Raw genomic sequence first — 17,733 nt, forward strand, 5'->3', positions numbered from 1 at the left:
GACCTGGCGTGAGGCGATTTAAATAACAAGACGCTACACTGACTGGCTATGGCCAAGAAATCCTCTTTCGTACATCTGCATAATCACACTGAGTATTCGATGCTCGACGGCATGGCGAAAGTGGATATGCTTGCAGAAGAAGTCCTTAGGCAGGGAATGCCAGCTGTGGGAATGACAGATCACGGCAATATGTTTGGATCGGATGCTTTTTACCGGACCATGAAGAAAGCCGGAGTAAAACCGATTATTGGCATCGAGGCTTATATGGCCCCGGATTCCCGATTCAATAAAACTAGGGTTCGGTGGGGTGAACCACACCAGAAATCTGATGATGTTTCAGCTTCCGGTGCATATTTGCACCAAACTATGTTGGCGGAAAACGCTGAGGGTCTGCGTAACCTCTTCTACCTGTCTTCGATGGCGTCGTATGAAGGCCAACTGGGTAAGTGGCCGCGAATGGATGCGGACCTGATCGCCGAACATGCCTCAGGGATTATCGCGACCACGGGGTGCCCCTCTGGGGACGTCCAGACGCGCTTGCGGCTAGGCCAATTTGATCAGGCGTTGGAAGCGGCTGCCATGTGGCAGGATATTTATGGCAAAGAAAATTATTTCTTGGAGCTCATGGATCATGGCCTGGAGATCGAGAATCGGGTTCGCTCGGAGTTGCTAGAGATTGGGCGGAAGCTTGATCTCCCACCATTAGTTACCAATGACTGCCACTATGTTTTGGAATCTCAAGCGCCGGCCCACGAGGCCATGTTGTGCGTGCAGACAGGAAAAACTTTGAGCGATCCTGATCGCTTTAAGTTTGACGGTTCCGGTTATTACATCAAGACCGCGGAGCAGATGCGAGAGATGTGGGATTCTCTTGTGCCAGAAGCCTGCGATAATACTCTGTGGATTGCGGAACGAGTCCAGGATTACGGTGAAATCTGGGAGGAACACACTCACGACCGTATGCCTATCGCAGACGTGCCGGAGGGGCATACACCAACCTCTTGGTTGCGTCATGAGGTCTTGGAAGGCTTGCGCGTTCGATTCAATGGCGGGGAAGTCCCGCAGTCTTATATCGATCGTGCTGAATACGAGATCTCAGTGATTGATATGAAGGGCTATCCTTCTTACTTCCTCATCGTTGCTGAGCTGATTAAACATGCCCGATCAATTGGCATTAGAGTAGGGCCTGGTCGTGGTTCTGCCGCAGGCGCCTTGGTGGCATATGCGTTGACCATTACCAATATTGATCCGATGGAACATGATCTTCTCTTTGAGAGGTTCTTGAACCCGGAGCGGCCTTCCGCACCTGATATCGATATCGACTTTGACGATCGTCGCCGTGGCGAGATGATTCGTTACGCCGCAGATCGCTGGGGAGAGGACAAGATCGCCCAGGTGATCACCTTTGGAACGGTGAAAACTAAGCAGGCCATCAAAGATTCAGCTCGTGTGCAGTATGGTCAGCCTGGTTACCAGATCGCCGATCGTATTACTAAAGAACTTCCCCCAGCAATTATGGCGAAGGACATCCCGCTGTCCGGGATTATGGACCCCGAGCATCCTCGGTATGGGGAAGCCGGAGAAGTCCGAAACCTTATTGAGACAGATCCAGATGTTAAAAAAATCTATGACACTGCTCGTGGATTAGAGGGAGTGGTGCGCCAAGCAGGCGTTCATGCTTGCGCCGTGATTATGGCCAGCGTGCCGTTGCTGGAACATATACCTATGTGGAAGCGCGCGGCAGACGGCGCGTTAATCACCGGATGGCCATATCCTGCCTGTGAGGCTATTGGCCTGCTTAAGATGGACTTCCTGGGGTTGCGTAACCTCACGGTTATCGGCGACTGCATTGAAAACATCAAGATCAACAGGAAAGAGACGGTTGATCTTGAAGAGCTCACCACGGACGACCCTAAAGTGTATGAGCTGCTGTCCAGTGGTGATACTCTCGGCGTTTTCCAGCTCGACTCGGGCGGTATGCAAGAGCTACTCAAACGAATGCAGCCCACGGGCTTCCATGACATTGTGGCGTCTTTGGCTTTGTATCGTCCTGGCCCCATGGGCGTGAATGCACACTGGGATTATGCGGATCGCAAGAATGGCCGTAAGCCCATTGAGCCGATCCACCCTGAACTCGACGAGCCGCTGCGCGAGATTCTTGATGAGACCTATGGCCTCATCGTTTATCAAGAGCAGATCATGCGTATTTCCCAGAAGGTAGCTAATTACACAGCTGGTGAAGCCGACGGGTTCCGCAAGGCGATGGGTAAGAAGCAGCCGGAAGTGCTGGCTAAGCAATATGACAAATTCCTAGAAGGAATGTTGTCCAACGGGTACTCCAAGGGAGCCGTGGATGCGTTGTGGGGCACCATCGAGCCCTTTGCCTCTTACGCGTTCAACAAATCTCACGCCGCAGGATATGGTCTCGTTTCTTACTGGACTGCGTATCTGAAAGCCAACTACACAGCTGAATATATGGCGGCACTGCTCACATCTGTTGCGGATAAAAAGGACAAGTCTGCCATTTATCTGTCTAACTGCCGACACCTGGGTATATCGGTGCTCTCACCAGACGTCAACGAGTCTCGTTTAAACTTCCTCCCCGTAGGAAACGATATTCGCTTTGGTTTAGGAGCCGTGCGTAACGTTGGCGAGGACGTGGTTAACTCCATTGTTAAAGCGCGTCAGGAAAAGGGCGGGTTCTCAGATTTCTCGGATTATCTGGATAAAATCGATACGGTTGCTTGTAACAAACGCGTGACGGAGTCTTTGATTAAAGCCGGAGCGTTTGATTCCTTGGGACACCCGAGGAAAGGCTTGTTGCTAATCCACGAGGACGCAGTTGATTCCGTGATTAGCACTAAAAAAGCTGCAGACAAAGGGCAATTTGACCTTTTCGCCGGATTTGGCGGTGATGATGCCTCGATGGGCAATGCTTTTGCCGTGCAAATTCCAGAAGCCCAATGGGATAGAAAGCACCAGCTGGCTCTGGAACGGGAGATGCTTGGACTGTATGTTTCCGGGCATCCGCTCGATGGTTACGAGGAAGCACTTGATGCTCAGACAGATACGCAGCTGACAACGATCCTTGCCGGTGAGTTGCGCAATGGCGCAGAGGTACAAATTGGCGGCATTATTTCGAGCGTGGATCGTCGTTACTCTAAGAAAGACGGCTCTCCGTGGGCGATCGTAACCATTGAGGACCACCATGGTGCTCAGGTAGATCTGTTGGTGTTTAACAAGATCTATGCGATAGTTGGCCCCCAGATCGTAGAAGACAACATCATTTTGGCTAAGGCACATGTCTCGATCCGAGATGATCGTATGTCCCTCTTCTGCGATGACCTCAAGGTTCCTGACTTGGGACCCGGTAACGGGGCAGGACTGCCTCTTCGTCTGACCATGCGCACGGAACAGTGCACTATGGCAAATATTGCACGGTTGAAAGACGTGTTGGCTAATAACAAGGGTGACTCTGACGTGTATCTCAACATCGTGCATGGCGACGAGGCCACAGTGATGATTCTTGGGGAACATTTACGGGTGAACCGCACCGCAAGCCTAATGGGTGATCTGAAGGCCACGATGGGGCCGGGAATCCTCGGCTAGAAGGGTAATAAGTGGGGCGAGAGCCAGGAAAAATGATGTGCACTCGCCCCAATTGCTAGCTCAATTAAAGTCGCTTGAGATAACCGTCTAAACTGTGTCTTCATGACTACATCGGACAAGAAGCAAATCGCCACTAGTGCTAATCATGAGGTTCATGCAGCCGATATCCAGATGGCACAAGCGCGAATTTCTGCTTCTATTGCTCCGACACCTTTGCAGTATTGCCCACGCCTATCTCAAGCCACTGGCGCGGAGGTATACCTTAAACGCGAGGATCTTCAGGACGTTCGTTCATACAAAATTCGAGGGGCAGTGAACGCAATTTCGCAGCTTTCCGACGCCCAACGCGCGGCAGGGATTGTGGCAGCGTCGGCAGGCAACCATGCCCAAGGAGTGGCCTTTGCTTGTCGAACGATGGGGATCAAGGGACGCATCTATGTTCCCGCTGCAACTCCTAAGCAAAAACGCGATCGTATCCTGGTCCATGGTGGGGATTCCGTGGAACTTGTAGTTACCGGAGCAAACTTTGATGAGGCCGCCGCGGCCGCTCGCGCTTATTCCAGCGAGACTGGGGCGACGATGGTGGAGCCCTTTGATAATCGAGACACCGTGATAGGCCAAGGAACTGTTGCGGCGGAAGTCCTTGCACAGCTCACAAGCCTAGGAAAATCGCTTGACTCCATAGTTGTCCCCGTCGGAGGGGGCGGGCTCCTTTCTGGGATTCTGAGCTATGTTGCTGATATGGCGCCTCGTACCGCGGTTGTCGGGGTGGAACCAGAGCACGCGGCTTCAATGGCCGCCGCGCTGGAAAATGAGGGGCCAGTGTCCTTGGACACCGTAGATCCCTTTGTCGACGGCGCTGCAGTGAAACGTATCGGTGATCTTAATTATCAGATTATCGAGGCTAACCTTGGTCGGCTGCACCCCATGCACGTAAGTGAAGGTGCCGTGTGTACTGAGATGCTGGATCTGTATCAAAACGAGGGGATCATCGCAGAGCCAGCCGGAGCGTTATCCGTAACGGCCTTAAAGCACCTAAGCTTTCCCAAAGGCCAGGTAGTAGTATGCGTGATTTCTGGAGGAAATAACGATGTCCTGCGCTATAGCGAGATCATGGAACGCTCTTTGGTGCATCGTGGATTAAAACATTATTTTCTGGTGAATTTCCCGCAGGAACCTGGCCAATTGAGGGCGTTCCTCAGCGATATTCTCGGCCCAGACGATGACATCACGCTGTTTGAATATCTCAAGCGGAATAATCGTGAGACTGGTACGGCATTGGTCGGTTTGCAATTAGGGCGTGCGAGCGACCTTAAAGGTCTTTTGGAGAGAATGAGTTCTTCCAGAATTGGGTGTCGTCGCCTTGAACCAGGCACCGCGGAATACGGATATTTGGTGAGTTTGTAAACGTCTTCTAGCTTTGGGGCAGCGTATCGTAATCGATAGCAAGAGTTGAGAGGCAGCTTTCATGTACGTCCGGCCGGTGGACCATCAAGAATTTTCCACTGAGATCGACATTAAGCGGTCTCGATTTATCACGTTTATCCGACGAGTTACTTTTGAAGAAGAAGCACGGGATTTTATCGCTGATGTAAAAAAGCGGTTCCCTGATGCGCGGCATCATTGCAGTGCCTATATTTATCACGTCGAGGGATCGAACCCGGTAGAGCGTTCGAGTGATGACGGTGAACCATCAGGTACCGCTGGAACTCCTATGCTCGATGTGCTGCGGGGGAGTGGGATTCTTGATATCGCTGCGGTGGTTGTTCGATATTTCGGTGGCACAAAATTAGGAGCTGGAGGCCTGGTTCACGCTTATTCTGGTGCGGTGTCTGATTGCTTAACACAGGTGGCCACTGTGCAACGCCATAAGCAAGAACTATATTCTGTGGACTTTAACCACGCAGATGCCGGACGCCTTGAGTCCGAGCTGCGCGCTCGACAAGTAGCGATTGTAGATACTCAATATTCCCACCGCGTTACATTAACCTTGGCTGTGGAGCCTGGCCAGCGAGAATTCCTTGAGAATCTGCTGGCCTCATTGACTCAGGGCGGAGCCCGGCTTTGCGACGCCGGCATCGCATGGATTGAACAGCCGAATTAGTGGGCTATTTTGCTCAACCTTTGTAGAATCTTAAAACATGACTATGCAACCTCGTCCTTATAATTCGATTGAGCAACGGAAACAAGACGTACGTAAGTACTCCCGTAATGCAGCAGTAAGCGTTGTCGGTGGTGTTGCTGGCGGTCTCGCGTTTTTTGTGCTTGCATCCTCTACGTTTCTTTTGATCGTGGGACTCATCGTCGCTGTAGTTGGCGGCTGGGTTAACTGGTCTCGTGTACAAAAGATTGTGAACCATAAGGATAATTACTAAACAACCTGTGTTGGCGGCCCAGTAGGAGCAGAAAACGCATGAGTGATAGTCAATCAGTGCGTATCGACGCATGGGTGTGGGCAGTAAGACTGATAAAGACTCGGTCTCTTGCTTCTGAGGCTTGTAAAGCTGGTCACATTAAGCTCAACGGATCTGCGGTTAAACCATCACAGTCGGTGGTACCAGGGGATCGCGTTCGAGTATGGGTAGACCACCGTGAATACCATGTTGAGGTCAAAGAGCTGATTCGTAAACGGGTGGGGGCGGCTATCGCCCGCAACTGCTACGTGGATCATTCTCCGCCGCCTCCGCCCAAAGAAATTCTTATGTCGATGCCCCGACGAGATCGAGGAGCTGGCCGTCCTACTAAGAAAGAGCGGCGTGAAATTGATCGTTTGCAGGGACGCGTATAGTTTGCTCGCAATAGGCTAAAGGGGACAGAAACTTAAGTTTCTGTCCCCTTTAATCCCTGATTAGAACCCCCAGTTAGGAAGCGGGAAATCGATCCCCAATGGGCGGAAGAAATCGGCGATCGATAGCGCCCAAACGGAAATAAAATCTGCGAAAAGCGGAAAATGGGTAATGATCGATGTTCCCATGAGGAAAACTCCTAAGGTTCCATTGTTGCGGCTGTCTGTAAAGCAGCATTGTACACAAGCCAGCCTACGTGCCTGAGCACTCATGTCAACTGGGGAAGGTAATCCCAGTCTTGTTATGAGGCTCCCGTTTTATCCAGGATATTTGCTGCCCGCATTGCCTGGAGACGTTTGCGTAAGCGAGGCCCGCGCTGGCGCGGATATTTCCCGCTTTTTCCAGTCGCGTTAATGTGCTCATCATGATACCTGCGGAGCAGTAAATCGTCGATGATTCTTACCTGTCCAGGCTGGAATTGATAATTCAACGCGCGTCTCACGGCGTCTATGTCGTTGTCGTTGAGAAGATCTCGTAATTTTGTGGCAGTAGTAATATCGTGGGCAAAGAGCAATTCTTCCAGCCAGCGGTAGTCTTCGATGCGCGATTGCGGGAAGCGATTTCCCACCAACATAGCGATAACGCCGGGTAGCGTCTTAGCGCTTAGCTCAACATCAAGATCGGTGCTGTGTTGGTGACCTGGGGCTTGGATGGCTGCGATCTGATCGAATTGCTGGTCGGCAAGCTCGATAAGCCCAGCAGCAAGGGTGAACGCCCTATCTACCTGGGGATCTAAAACGCCGGAACGCTTATAACGAATATCATGCTCGAATTCAGCCCAAGCGTGCTGCAACACTGTTCGGATTTGTACTTCAAAAACAAAGCCTTGATAGCCGGCAAGGTCTTCGACTCTATGATCAACCTCCAAAATGAGATGGTGGGAACCATAGCCAAAGCTGCCAGATATTCTTGTTTGTGCGGCTTTATCTACAGAGCGACGCACGATAAAGACGTCTGCAAGGGCTTCAATAATTTGAGGTATTTCGGTTGAATGAAGCGTGGTGATCCGGACACCGATTACATCGTGGATATCTAACCAAGGCTCTGGGTAGATAAGCTGACCATCAGTCTTTTTCTTGCGTGCTTTAGTCCGCAAGGATTGCCATTCTTTAAGGCGCACGCTCACGCGATCATAGGTGAGGCCGGCATCTGCAAGCACCTCTTCAAAAGCTTCCCGAAAATCCTTTTCCGCACGGGGATGCTGGTCGGTGAATTCTCGGTATCGCACACTGAGCTTTGAGATGAACTTGTTAGGCATGGCGTTACGAGTTCCTTTCTCGGTCTCATAAGAGGCGATGATGAGCAGACAACCATATGCACTAGCAAAACGGCCGGCGATCTACTTTATCAGGCAGCCACATCCCTTAGTCTTATAACACCACAGTCTGCTTCAAAAGTTGTGGTTACTCTGCAAAATGGTTGACATGCACAGGGAAACCTGAAGAACATATGACCCCGCCTTGCTCTAGAGGACGTTCAAAACTGGTAAGCCATGTTGCAAGTTTTGGGCACTTCTTACTACGGGGAACTGCAATCAGGATTCTAGGAGAGGGACAGAAGAATACTGGTTCTTCTCTGAATTTCATATTGATGTGGTGATTGAGAAGGCCGAAGGTGCGCGGATGTGCCAACCAGCTAGTCACCGGCCCTGTTCCTGCGGCTATATGGAGTCCTATGGTCGGCTGCTGTACGAGTCGAGAGAGCTCTCGTGTATGAATAGCTATGCCGTAGGGAGTGCGTGCTGTCTCGATGAGATTTGTAGCGGCCTCGTTCCATAGTTGTCGGATTGTTTTATCCAGTGAACACAAAGACCCCTGACGGAGTAGCTGGCCGTTGTGCCTTAAGCTCGCAGATAATCCAGAGGACAACGCGATCATTGCAGGGGCTCGATCGAAGTACGGGCTAAACATCTCATACGATAACGTCTCTGAGTTGTCACGGCTACGAGTGAGATGCAATGAAACAGCGCCAAAAGATGCTTCTAACGGGTGAAGCAGAAGAGAAGGCGTCTGCAGCTCCGAAAGCATACTCGTTGTCATATGGCCCCCTGACACACAAAATTTATGCCGTGGACATAACCCGACGGCGTAGTAGCACGGTTTTAAAGCTTTGTGTGGTTCGACGTAATAGACGGCGGGGGTGGTTCCCTGTTATACGTAATTCCCCTAGACCGAGGGCGCCTACATGGACTTAGAACGGGGGTTGTTCGTCTGCAGGGTCGAGTCCGAGCTGAGCAAAAAGGTCCTCAGCTGTCCAGATCTGAATATTTTGGCCTTTGTCTATTAGCTCTTCAGCGCGCTTTTGTTTGGAGGTCTTAGAGGCCCAAGGACCGCAGACAAGGATTGTCGTCTTTTTGGTTACATTTTTGCCGATCGTCCCGCCCTGTTCAGCGATGGAGTCCCAAAGCTTTCCCTTATCAAAAGGCTCAAAATCGCCAGTAAGCGTGACATTTTGTTGGAAGAGCCTACCGTGTGGATCGGCGTCCAGATTAGCCTCCGGTACAGTCTCCGGTGCCGCAGCCTTTGCCCATGGTGCGGTCTTGGCTTTTTGCTTCCGAGGTACGGCGGTTTTTACCTCAGTCTGCGTTTGATCCAGTGGAGGTTGTGTCGCGATGCGTGCGGAGGATTCTACGAGAGAAGTCGAAGACTTTTTCTTCAGCACCGGATATACGCGTTGGGCAGAAAGCTGGCCTTGAGTAAAACCAAGTAACGCACAGACGTCGGCAAAGCTGCCTTTAACAGCAGCTTTTTGCGCGAGTTTTATGATAATTTCTGCACAAGCAGCTGCGTCTGCAGTGGCATTATGATGGTTGGTCAAATCCACATTGAGGTGCTTAGCTACGGTAGGAAGCTTGTGGTTGGGGGTTCCTAGGTTTGCTGCACGCGACAGTGCAAGTGAGCATCCAAAAGCGACAGTAGGCAAAACCAGGTTTTCAGCCTGCGCAGCACGGAAAAATGCTGTCATGTCAAACTGCGCATTATGCGCTGCTAGCGGGAGCTTCCCGACGAAACTAAGCATCTCAGCAAAACACTCAGAAAAAGGCTGGGCTGTTTTTACATCGTTGGGGCGGATACCGTGAATGGCAATGTTAGCCGGCGCAAAATGATTGATTGCGGCAGGCGGTTGACAGAGCCACTCACACTTATCCGTGATTACTCCATCCTTTACCTTAACCACTCCAATCTGGCAGATGGATCCCCAATCATCATTGGCTGTTTCTACATCGACAGCAGCAAAATCCAAACCGGGGACTGCTCGGTGCGCTGGAGCTTGACCATTAAGCGCGGCGGTAGCGGCAGCTATGAAGGCTTGTTGTTCGTCTGACTGGTTGGGACTGAACTCAAGCTGTGTTGTAACGGATGCACAGCTGATATTTACTATCCCGCAATCGTATCCGTCGGACGGCCTCTTCATTGATACAGAATCAACGCTGTTGAAGGGAATAACAGTAGGCTCTGTGGCTAATGCGGTGTGCAGCAACGATGGTGTGATCGTGATCTGGTCTATATCGATGAGGACAGTAGCACCGTGCGCATGAATCGCATCTGCCATGGTGATAAAACTCCTTTTAATACGAGTGCTTCACAACCTCAGTTGCACTACACCCCTGCATCCGCTGCCAGTAACATCGCCTGCTAAGCACGTGAGGGGCTTTCTCTGGAAGCTTAGCGGGTGAGGGAAACTTTGGGCCAACGTGCTGTAAGGACGCGGTAGGCAATGCATAAACGCCAAGGACTGTGCCTCGTCTGCTCGTGTGACGATAAGCAGAGGACACAGCCCTGGGAGTGATATTTTTTTAAAAATTGTTAATTGCTAATTACGGCCTGGAGTAGTCATCGGCATGCGGACTAGGCACCTTGCTTTCTCCATATGAGTTGGCTTGAGCATCCTCGTGCGGTGGTAAAGCTTCGAGTTGTCGGAAAAGCATGGTGGACCTAGCCGGAACGACTACGGTATCGCCAACACAAGCGATTTTCTCCGAGTGCGGGTAACCAGTGTCCTCTGTGGTGTCGACAATGAGTTTCCAACTATGCCCGAACTGTTCCGTGGGAATAGTAAATTCTATGTCCTCATGATGCGCATTGAACATGAGTAGGAACGAGTCGTCTTCAATCTTTTGTCCGCGGTCGTCTGGCTCTTTAATTGCCATGCCATTGAGATAGACCATCAGGGATTTTCCAAAAGCAAAGTCCCAGTTTTCTTGGCCCATGAGTTGTCCGGTGGGAACCAGCCATGCGATATCGCGATCATGAACGTCCGCACCGAGAGGGCCTCCTGCGAGGAACCTACGACGACGGAACACCGGATGGTTGTTTCTGATGCGGATTAATCGTCGCGTGAATTCCAGGAGTTCTTTATTCTTATCGGCAAAATCCCAGTTCATCCAAGCCAATTCGTTGTCTTGGCAGTAAACATTATTATTGCCCTTTTGTGTGCGCCCCATCTCATCGCCATGCGCGATCATGGGAGTACCCTGGCTTAGCAGCAGGGTAGTGAGAAAGTTTCGGCGTTGGCGAGCGCGCAGGCTCAGGACCTCAGAGTCATCCGTGTCCCCTTCAACGCCGCAGTTCCACGAGCGGTTATGGCTTTCTCCGTCGCGTCCATCTTCGCCGTTGGCGTCGTTATGCTTCTCGTTGTAGCTCACGAGGTCATTGAGCGTGAACCCATCATGAGCTGTGACAAAGTTGATAGATGCAGTAGGACGCCGACCGTTGTTGGCATAAAGGTCGGAAGAACCGGTCAAACGTGACGCAAACTCGCCAAGCGTCGAGGGCTCGCCTCTCCAGAAATCACGGACAGTGTCGCGGTATTTTCCATTCCATTCGGTCCATAATGGTGGGAAATTGCCCACTTGGTAGCCGCCTTCGCCTACATCCCATGGCTCAGCGATAAGCTTGACCTGAGATACTACGGGGTCTTGTTGCACAAGATCGAAGAAGGTAGCAAGGCGGTCGACGTCGTGAAGCTCACGCGCGAGTGTTGAGGCGAGATCGAACCTGAAACCATCGACGTGCATTTCTGTTACCCAATAACGCAACGAATCCATAATCATCTGCAGCGGGTGCGGATCGCGTACGTTCAGGGAGTTTCCGGTGCCCGTATAGTCCATATAGTGGGCTTTGTCGCCATCGACGAGCCGATAATAGGCCTCGTTATCAATACCGCGGAAAGCAATAGTTGGCCCCATGTGGTTGCCTTCAGCAGTGTGGTTATAAACCACATCCAAAATGACTTCGATCCCAGCCTCGTGGAAGGCACGCACCATACCTTTAAACTCGGAAACGGCGCCACCTGGTTCTTGCGCTGCAGCATAGTCTTGCTGAGGAGCAAAGAATCCAAAGGTGTTGTAGCCCCAATAATTGCGCAGGCCGAGGTCGCGGAGCCTATCGTCTTGTAAAAACTGGTGGACAGGCATGAGCTCGATAGCAGTAATACCGAGATCTTTGAGATAACCGATAATCGCAGGGTGCGCGAGTCCTGCGTAGGTTCCACGAAGCGCCTCCGGAACATCAGGATGCCGCATAGTCATGCCTTTGACATGAGTCTCATAAATCACGGTCTCGTTATAAGGCGTCCGAGGCGCCCGGTCTGCGCCCCAGTCAAAGAACGGATTGACCACCACGGATTTCATTGTGTGATCGAGGCTGTCCTCGGTGTTACGTCCGAGTGGGTCATCAGGGTTGGTTACGTCATAGCTAAACAACGATGGGTGACCATCAAATTCACCATCAAAAGCGCATGCATAAGGATCGACAAGCAATTTGCTGGGATCGCAGCGTTTGCCATCGGCTGGATCATAAGGGCCGTGAACGCGGTACCCATAACGCTGACCAGGCTTAATTCCAGGGAGATAGCAGTGCCAGATGTGAGCGTCGACTTCATCGAGGGGAACGCGTTCTTCGTGGCCATCTGCGTGGATAAGACAAAGCTCTACTTTTTCTGCAACATCCGAAAAAATAGCAAAATTTGTGCCTGCGCCATCGTATTTCGAGCCGAGAGGATAATTCTGGCCCGGCCAGATCTCCCGCTGGGTCGAAGGAAGAGAGTCAGTCATGTCACTGACTTTAGCTGGTAAATTGTTTTAGACCCGCCATAATGAGCCGCAATCCTTCAGTGAATTGTGCAGCATAAGCATGTCGTTGTTGTTCTAGATCGCATTGAGCCTCAGGTGTGTGACTACATAAGCTTTGCGGTTTTTCCTGTTCAGAGGCGGAAATATCCGGGGTTACTTCAGTGCCGTAGTGTAAAACGGCTCTTTGTAAAGCGGCTTGTTCAATAACCGTTGACCCTAAAATAAAGTGCAGCAACGTTGTGGCGACTAGTTGTGAGTACGCATGTTCACCGAATGCCTGTCTAATACGTTGCTCTACTTCCTTGCGCAGAACATCGTCTGTAAGCGCAGCGCTGAGAAGTTCCGCACCGTCGCGATGCTCAAGCATGATTGCACGAACCTTGTGTGCAACGGTGGCAGGCGGTGAATTTGGATCTAAAAGGAAAAGGGGAGCGAGTAATCGCCGTGCGGTGGCGTCGATAAGCGTTTGCTTGTTCTTAAAATGCCAATAGAGCGCGCCGGGCGCTACCCCGAGTTTTTTAGCTAATCGACGCATCGTCATGTCCGCAAGCCCGTAGGTATCAAGTATCTCAAGGCTAGCGGTGATGATGAGGTCCTTACTCAATTGCACACCCCTAGAGTAGCGGTCGTGGGAGCTAATAGGTACCTGACGCGATATGACAATGGGTAACGCATTTATAATTTTGGTCGATTACGCTTAAAAGAAAGTTCTTGTTCGGCAAAGCTAAGAATTTCAAAAATAGCGATGCTTTTTTGGGTAGCTTCGTCGATAGTGAACTTACGCAAGGACGCCGTTTGCCGGTATCGGGTTATGCGTGACCTATGTGTTGCAAGCCCTTACTTATAAAACTGGTTGCTAGCCTTGCTAAGGTCATACTAAGTTCTTTATGTTCTGAACCTGTCGCAGGCAGCCCGTCTGCGATTGCTTTCACAGGGCGCCGCTGAGTCTTCAAGTGGTGGCGTTTATCGCTTTATAGGAGATCTAAAACTGTGTTTAACCGAATTCACGTCAACCGCGCTAAAAAGATTGCGATCGCCGTGGCGGCATCGAGCGCGCTCGTTTTGACGGCGTGCGGTGACGAGGGTGACTCCCAGGAAAAAGAGACCACCTCAGCTATGACTTCTACCTCAGTTGCTACCACAGCTTCTGAGACATCTGAAGCGGCCGCAGCGCCTTCTACAGAAGAGCCTGCGCCAGCATCTCCTGAACCTGTTCATCAGGGAAATAATGTGCCTCCTGTAGCAGTCAATGAGGCAATGCCAGAGCTAACCTACAACAATGTTCCGCCGATTGACGGTGGTGCTCCAGCGACCGACGCGGATCGCCAAGCCATTGAGAACCTAGTGCGCGGAATCAATGGGGCAAAGACCATCCGCGATTACATTGGTTATGTGCCAGCACACACCTGTCAGCGCGTGATCAACGAGCAGGGCGGCCCCGCTGCGTTTGACCTTTCGCAGTTCCCAGACGTTCCTCTCGATGATTTTGAAGAGTACCGCAAGGCAAAGCCATCCATTGATAACGTTGATTCTGTTCAGGTGAACGGCAATATTGCCTCTGCAAGCGTGACGGCTACTGCAGGCGGCGATACCAACACTGCTACCCAGCGCTTTGAACGAGAAAACGGCGAGTGGAAGTTCTGCCGCTAGTAATCGAGTAATTCCACAGAATTAGCCTTAACAAGTGGCTCCGAACAATATAGTTGGCGCTGTTGGAATGGGATATTGGGCTACCGCTCGTTTGGGCGGTAGCCTTTTGCTATGCCTAAGCAAGATTCTGGATCTTTTATCTCTGCATCAGATGAGCACGCACATGATGCAAGTGACGCTGTAACCAGGACAGGAAATGATCTGGAAAGTAAGGACGCTCGGGGCTCTTTGCCTGAAAAACGAGCAAAACTTAAGTGGAAGGTTTCAGAGAAGACTGGAAACTTTTCAGCTCTAGTGGTTGCTATTGTTTGCATTTATGCAGGTTTAGGCGCATTGTGGCCGGTGATTCGGCCCCGATATGATGCGATCCTGGCAGAAGGTGGCGGGCTACAACTAATGCCGGGGGAAAACGTTGAGTTTATTTCCTTTGCACAGTTCGTAGGGATCACCAGTTTGGTGGCCGTGGTGTTGGCTATTTCTCTCCTAAAACTCAGTCCGCATAGGCGCGGTGTGGCGCTGTTGTTATGGTTTGGAACGTGGATTTTTATTGGTGAGGGAGTGTTTTTGTTTGTGGGAGATCTTGTCTCAGGGCTGGTCTCAGGAGTAGGAAGGGCAAAAGAACTTCACATAGGAGAAAGTATCTCCTTTATTCCTCCACTGTCTCCTGGCATTGCTGCGCGCTTAGCACCGGTTTTTGTTGGAATGGCTGTGTATTGGTGCCGCATGTACCTCAACATTGATGAGGCCGATGTTGAGGACTTTGACAAATCGGCGGTATCACAAGACTAAGCAGCTTGCTGCTTAAAGATACTCTGGTCCGGGTGGGACGTCGTAAAGCCCGAAACCAGGGCTTTTAAGTGTTCGAACGCACACGAAGATGGCGGAGAAAGCTTGCTCTAGGTGGGCGGCGAGTTGTACGTCGTTGAGGCCTCCACCAACGTCTACTGTCGATTCCACTCGAATGCTCAATGAATTGTGGGCGGTGGTGGAAACAAAAGCTTTAGAATCAACGCTTTCTTCGTTCCACCTGTTACATAGCATGAATACTCGGCTGAATTCGCGTTCAGCGCTGAGTCCAGAGTCCCATACTCCCCAACAGAGAATCGTAGGACCAGACTCTAGAGAACAACCAAACTCGATATCGGCATGCCACTCGCCTGTGGGCAAGAGTGCACGCTCATTCCATGCATTAGACACCTCGGACATGATGGAGGTGATTCTTTCCATGGTTACAGCAGAGGGGACGTCAAAAAGTGCGGCGGTATCCGGACTTACCTCAATATCGTCAAAGGGGGATTGAGGGGGAGTGGTTGAGGCCGTTAACTCAGGGAGTTTTTCCAAGAACCAGTTGACAGCTAAGAGCGTTGCATCGCAGGCGAGCTCTAAAAATTCTGCGAGTTGTAGGTCTGTGGCCCCGATGGCTGCGGAATTGGCTGACCGAAATGCCAGTTGTAGATGGGAATCGGGGGAGTAACTAATACGCGCAATAGGACTGACTCTCTCGCCATTCCATAACGTAACGGCAGCAGCTACCTCGCTAAAACAATGCAAGGGGAGCACACCGGAAGTCTTGGCATCAACGATGATGAGGGGGTCGGAGCCGCCGCGTAAGCTCACAAAAACACTATGTTCAGGCCACGGAATTTCCAGAATATCGCCATTGATAGCTGGAATGGTATGCAGATTGTAACCGAGCTCGTTGAGTATTTGAGACACACGCGACGTTGTGACGGAGCGGATACGTTTTTTATTAAAGTCTGGATCCTTGGAAGGGCGCGAGCCCTCTGAAGGTCGGTGATTCTTCACGCGAGGGCTCCTTTCTTCCTGTTTATATTGTGAAAATCTGATGCCGTAGATCTCAGCAGCAGGAGGCACAACATTATGTACGAGTACCGATACTTGGAAAAGAGTAGTCCGCGCATTGGTCATAAGTAAAAGCTGCGAGGGCTTCTGCGTTAGAGTCATTGATTCAGAGGGCCGGCTTAGGAGGGGGAGCATTAGCTCCATTTTCGGGGGAAGAGTCTATGCGAAGCTACCTACTCATGCTTGAATGTCTCTAAGACGGTAGACGGAAGATAATTCCGTTTCCCGCATATAATGTGAGAATGTGTGAGGGTGATGTTTCCACGCGAAATTACGGTGGAAGCGTTGTCTTTTTAAACGCATACGGAAGAAGACGTTCCCCACGGAAGTGTGAGCAACAATGCTGAGCCTGATCGATCTACGCGGACATGCCCCTACTACTAGTGAACTCCGTCGTGCCCTCCCACGCGGAGGCACTGACGTTAACTCCGTAACACATATTGTTGAGCCAGTTCTGCATAAGATCCAAGAACACGGAGCCCAGGCAGCCCTTGATTTTGGTGAAAAATTTGATCGCGTTAGGCCAGCAAGCGTGAGGGTTCCTCAAGACGTGATTGATGCTGCTCTGGAGTCTTTGTCTCCTGAGGTAAAGCAGGCGCTCGAAGAAGCGATTGCTCGAGTGCGCAAAGTGCACGCTGATCAAAAGCCGCAGGAACATGCGACAAAGCTTGATACGGGGGCCATTGTTACAGAAGTATTTCTTCCTGTTGAACGCGTAGGGCTATACGTCCCGGGTGGTAATGCGGTGTATCCCTCAAGCGTTGTTATGAACGTAGTTCCCGCGCAGGAGGCTGGCGTTACGTCTTTAGTTGTGGCCTCGCCACCTCAAGCTGACTTTGGTGGTTGGCCTCATCCGACGATTCTCGCCGCTGCGAAATTGCTGGGGGTTGCTGAAGTATGGGCGGTTGGGGGCGCACAGGCGGTAGGACTGCTAGCCTATGGCGATGATTCCGAGGGGTTGGAGCCTGTGGATATGATTACTGGCCCCGGTAACATTTTTGTTACTGCGGCCAAACGCCTGGTCAATGGTGTAGTTGGTATTGATTCAGAAGCTGGGCCAACTGAAATTGCCATCGTAGCTGATGAGAGCGCTAACCCAGTATGGATAGCATACGATCTTATTAGCCAGGCGGAGCATGATGTTTTAGCCGCCTCGGTGTTGATCACGGATTCTGAGATCCTCGCAGAACGCGTGAATGCTGAAGTGAAGTCTCGATTTGAAATTACGCGTAATTCAGACCGGGTTGTACAGGCCCTCCAAGGAAAACAATCGGGCATTGTGCTTGTCGACGATATGGCGACCGCACTTACTGTCGCCGATGCCTATGCGGCAGAGCACTTGGAGATTCATACAGCGAATGCCCAAGAGGACGCTCGTAAGATACGCAACGCAGGCGCTATCTTTGTCGGAGGCTTTTCACCGGTTCCGCTTGGAGATTATGCGGCAGGTTCTAATCACGTTCTTCCGACGTCGGGGAGCGCACGTTACAGCTCAGGGCTTTCCACACATACGTTCCTTCGCGCGGTGAATCTCATTGAATATGATGAGACCGCCTTAAAGGGTATTTCGGATACTATCGTTGCGCTTGCCAACGCAGAGGCGCTTCCTGCACATGGAGAAGCTATTCGTTCCAGATTTGAAAACCTCATTGCAGAGCAAATTTGAGTCCTCGCCTAAGGCGTTGAGACCCA

General features: G+C 51.2%; 15 protein-coding genes. 8 read left to right on the forward strand and 7 right to left on the reverse strand.

Annotation, left to right across the window (positions count from 1 at the left end):
• Positions 1 to 48 precede the first annotated feature (48 nt).
• The 5 genes from dnaE (at position 49) to CpATCC19410_RS06310 (ending at position 6,397) form a co-directional block, all read left to right on the forward strand.
• Entirely contained in the window at positions 49 to 3,609 is a 3,561-nt protein-coding gene (gene dnaE / locus CpATCC19410_RS06290) for a DNA polymerase III subunit alpha (RefSeq protein WP_013242234.1), read from the forward strand.
• Positions 3,610 to 3,711: 102 nt separating this feature from the next.
• Entirely contained in the window at positions 3,712 to 5,016 is a 1,305-nt protein-coding gene (ilvA, locus tag CpATCC19410_RS06295) for a threonine ammonia-lyase IlvA (RefSeq protein ID WP_013242233.1), read from the forward strand.
• 61 nt (positions 5,017 to 5,077) lie between these two features.
• Positions 5,078 to 5,713 carry a YigZ family protein gene (locus CpATCC19410_RS06300; protein WP_013242232.1) on the forward strand — a complete coding sequence of 212 codons (636 nt, stop codon included), beginning with the start codon at positions 5,078 to 5,080 and terminating at the stop codon, positions 5,711 to 5,713.
• 37 nt (positions 5,714 to 5,750) lie between these two features.
• Positions 5,751 to 5,984, forward strand: coding sequence for a hypothetical protein (locus CpATCC19410_RS06305; protein ID WP_013242231.1), 234 nt, complete (start codon positions 5,751 to 5,753; stop codon positions 5,982 to 5,984).
• Between the two features lie 38 nt (positions 5,985 to 6,022).
• Positions 6,023 to 6,397 carry an RNA-binding S4 domain-containing protein gene (locus CpATCC19410_RS06310; RefSeq protein WP_013242230.1) on the forward strand — a complete coding sequence of 125 codons (375 nt, stop codon included), beginning with the start codon at positions 6,023 to 6,025 and terminating at the stop codon, positions 6,395 to 6,397.
• 60 nt (positions 6,398 to 6,457) lie between these two features.
• On the opposite strand, the gene CpATCC19410_RS11030 is transcribed toward CpATCC19410_RS06310, so the two are convergent.
• The 6 genes from CpATCC19410_RS11030 to CpATCC19410_RS06335 all read right to left on the reverse strand — a co-directional run bounded on the left by CpATCC19410_RS11030 (position 6,458) and on the right by CpATCC19410_RS06335 (position 13,138).
• A complete protein-coding gene (locus tag CpATCC19410_RS11030) occupies positions 6,458 to 6,583 on the reverse strand; it encodes a hypothetical protein (protein ID WP_013242229.1) in 126 nt (41 codons plus the stop codon).
• A gap of 113 nt (positions 6,584 to 6,696) precedes the next feature.
• Entirely contained in the window at positions 6,697 to 7,713 is a 1,017-nt protein-coding gene (locus tag CpATCC19410_RS06315) for a GTP pyrophosphokinase (protein WP_013242228.1), read from the reverse strand.
• A 145-nt stretch (positions 7,714 to 7,858) separates the two neighbouring features.
• The gene (locus CpATCC19410_RS06320; protein ID WP_014300795.1) at positions 7,859 to 8,482 is read right to left on the reverse strand and encodes a hypothetical protein; all 624 of its coding nucleotides are present in this window, start codon (positions 8,480 to 8,482) and stop codon (positions 7,859 to 7,861) included.
• Between the two features lie 163 nt (positions 8,483 to 8,645).
• Positions 8,646 to 10,007 (reverse strand): 3'-5' exonuclease, encoded by a 1,362-nt coding sequence (locus tag CpATCC19410_RS06325; RefSeq protein WP_013242226.1) that lies wholly within the window; start codon positions 10,005 to 10,007, stop codon positions 8,646 to 8,648.
• 265 nt (positions 10,008 to 10,272) lie between these two features.
• Positions 10,273 to 12,510, reverse strand: coding sequence for a glycogen debranching protein GlgX (gene glgX, locus CpATCC19410_RS06330; protein WP_013242225.1), 2,238 nt, complete (start codon positions 12,508 to 12,510; stop codon positions 10,273 to 10,275).
• Between the two features lie 10 nt (positions 12,511 to 12,520).
• Complete coding sequence (locus CpATCC19410_RS06335; RefSeq protein WP_014300794.1) at positions 12,521 to 13,138, reverse strand: TetR/AcrR family transcriptional regulator; 618 nt, start codon at positions 13,136 to 13,138, stop codon at positions 12,521 to 12,523.
• 380 nt (positions 13,139 to 13,518) lie between these two features.
• Between CpATCC19410_RS06335 and CpATCC19410_RS06340 the strand changes: the two genes are divergently transcribed.
• Together CpATCC19410_RS06340 and CpATCC19410_RS06345 are read left to right on the forward strand one after the other, a co-directional pair.
• Complete coding sequence (locus tag CpATCC19410_RS06340) at positions 13,519 to 14,178, forward strand: Rv0361 family membrane protein (RefSeq protein ID WP_013242223.1); 660 nt, start codon at positions 13,519 to 13,521, stop codon at positions 14,176 to 14,178.
• 111 nt (positions 14,179 to 14,289) lie between these two features.
• Positions 14,290 to 14,967, forward strand: a complete 678-nt coding sequence (locus CpATCC19410_RS06345; protein WP_013242222.1) for a hypothetical protein — start codon at positions 14,290 to 14,292, stop codon at positions 14,965 to 14,967.
• 12 nt (positions 14,968 to 14,979) lie between these two features.
• Here the strand turns inward: CpATCC19410_RS06345 and CpATCC19410_RS06350 are convergent, their stop codons facing one another.
• Positions 14,980 to 16,185, reverse strand: a complete 1,206-nt coding sequence (locus tag CpATCC19410_RS06350; RefSeq protein ID WP_013242221.1) for a YbjN domain-containing protein — start codon at positions 16,183 to 16,185, stop codon at positions 14,980 to 14,982.
• Positions 16,186 to 16,381: 196 nt separating this feature from the next.
• Here CpATCC19410_RS06350 and hisD point away from each other — a divergent pair, with 196 nt between their 5' ends.
• The gene (gene hisD / locus CpATCC19410_RS06355; RefSeq protein ID WP_013242220.1) at positions 16,382 to 17,707 is read left to right on the forward strand and encodes a histidinol dehydrogenase; all 1,326 of its coding nucleotides are present in this window, start codon (positions 16,382 to 16,384) and stop codon (positions 17,705 to 17,707) included.
• Positions 17,708 to 17,733 lie beyond the last annotated feature (26 nt).

The organism is Corynebacterium pseudotuberculosis (assembly GCF_002155265.1).
In the GTDB taxonomy this organism is placed as follows: Bacteria; Actinomycetota; Actinomycetes; order Mycobacteriales; family Mycobacteriaceae; genus Corynebacterium; species Corynebacterium pseudotuberculosis.

Bases quoted from the DNA above. Each gene is read 5' to 3' on its own strand.
- CpATCC19410_RS06325 (WP_013242226.1), bottom strand. From the start codon at position 10,007: ATGGCAGATGCGATTCATGCGCACGGTGCTACTGTCCTCATCGATATA.
- hisD (WP_013242220.1), top strand. From the start codon at position 16,382: ATGCTGAGCCTGATCGATCTACGCGGACATGCCCCTACTACTAGTGAA.
- CpATCC19410_RS06300 (WP_013242232.1), top strand. From the start codon at position 5,078: ATGTACGTCCGGCCGGTGGACCATCAAGAATTTTCCACTGAGATCGAC.
- CpATCC19410_RS06310 (WP_013242230.1), top strand. From the start codon at position 6,023: ATGAGTGATAGTCAATCAGTGCGTATCGACGCATGGGTGTGGGCAGTA.
- dnaE (WP_013242234.1), top strand. From the start codon at position 49: ATGGCCAAGAAATCCTCTTTCGTACATCTGCATAATCACACTGAGTAT.
- CpATCC19410_RS11030 (WP_013242229.1), bottom strand. From the start codon at position 6,583: ATGGGAACATCGATCATTACCCATTTTCCGCTTTTCGCAGATTTTATT.
- CpATCC19410_RS06350 (WP_013242221.1), bottom strand. From the start codon at position 16,185: ATGGAGCTAATGCTCCCCCTCCTAAGCCGGCCCTCTGAATCAATGACT.
- CpATCC19410_RS06345 (WP_013242222.1), top strand. From the start codon at position 14,290: ATGCCTAAGCAAGATTCTGGATCTTTTATCTCTGCATCAGATGAGCAC.
- ilvA (WP_013242233.1), top strand. From the start codon at position 3,712: ATGACTACATCGGACAAGAAGCAAATCGCCACTAGTGCTAATCATGAG.
- glgX (WP_013242225.1), bottom strand. From the start codon at position 12,510: ATGACTGACTCTCTTCCTTCGACCCAGCGGGAGATCTGGCCGGGCCAG.
- CpATCC19410_RS06320 (WP_014300795.1), bottom strand. From the start codon at position 8,482: ATGCTTTCGGAGCTGCAGACGCCTTCTCTTCTGCTTCACCCGTTAGAA.
- CpATCC19410_RS06315 (WP_013242228.1), bottom strand. From the start codon at position 7,713: ATGCCTAACAAGTTCATCTCAAAGCTCAGTGTGCGATACCGAGAATTC.
- CpATCC19410_RS06305 (WP_013242231.1), top strand. From the start codon at position 5,751: ATGACTATGCAACCTCGTCCTTATAATTCGATTGAGCAACGGAAACAA.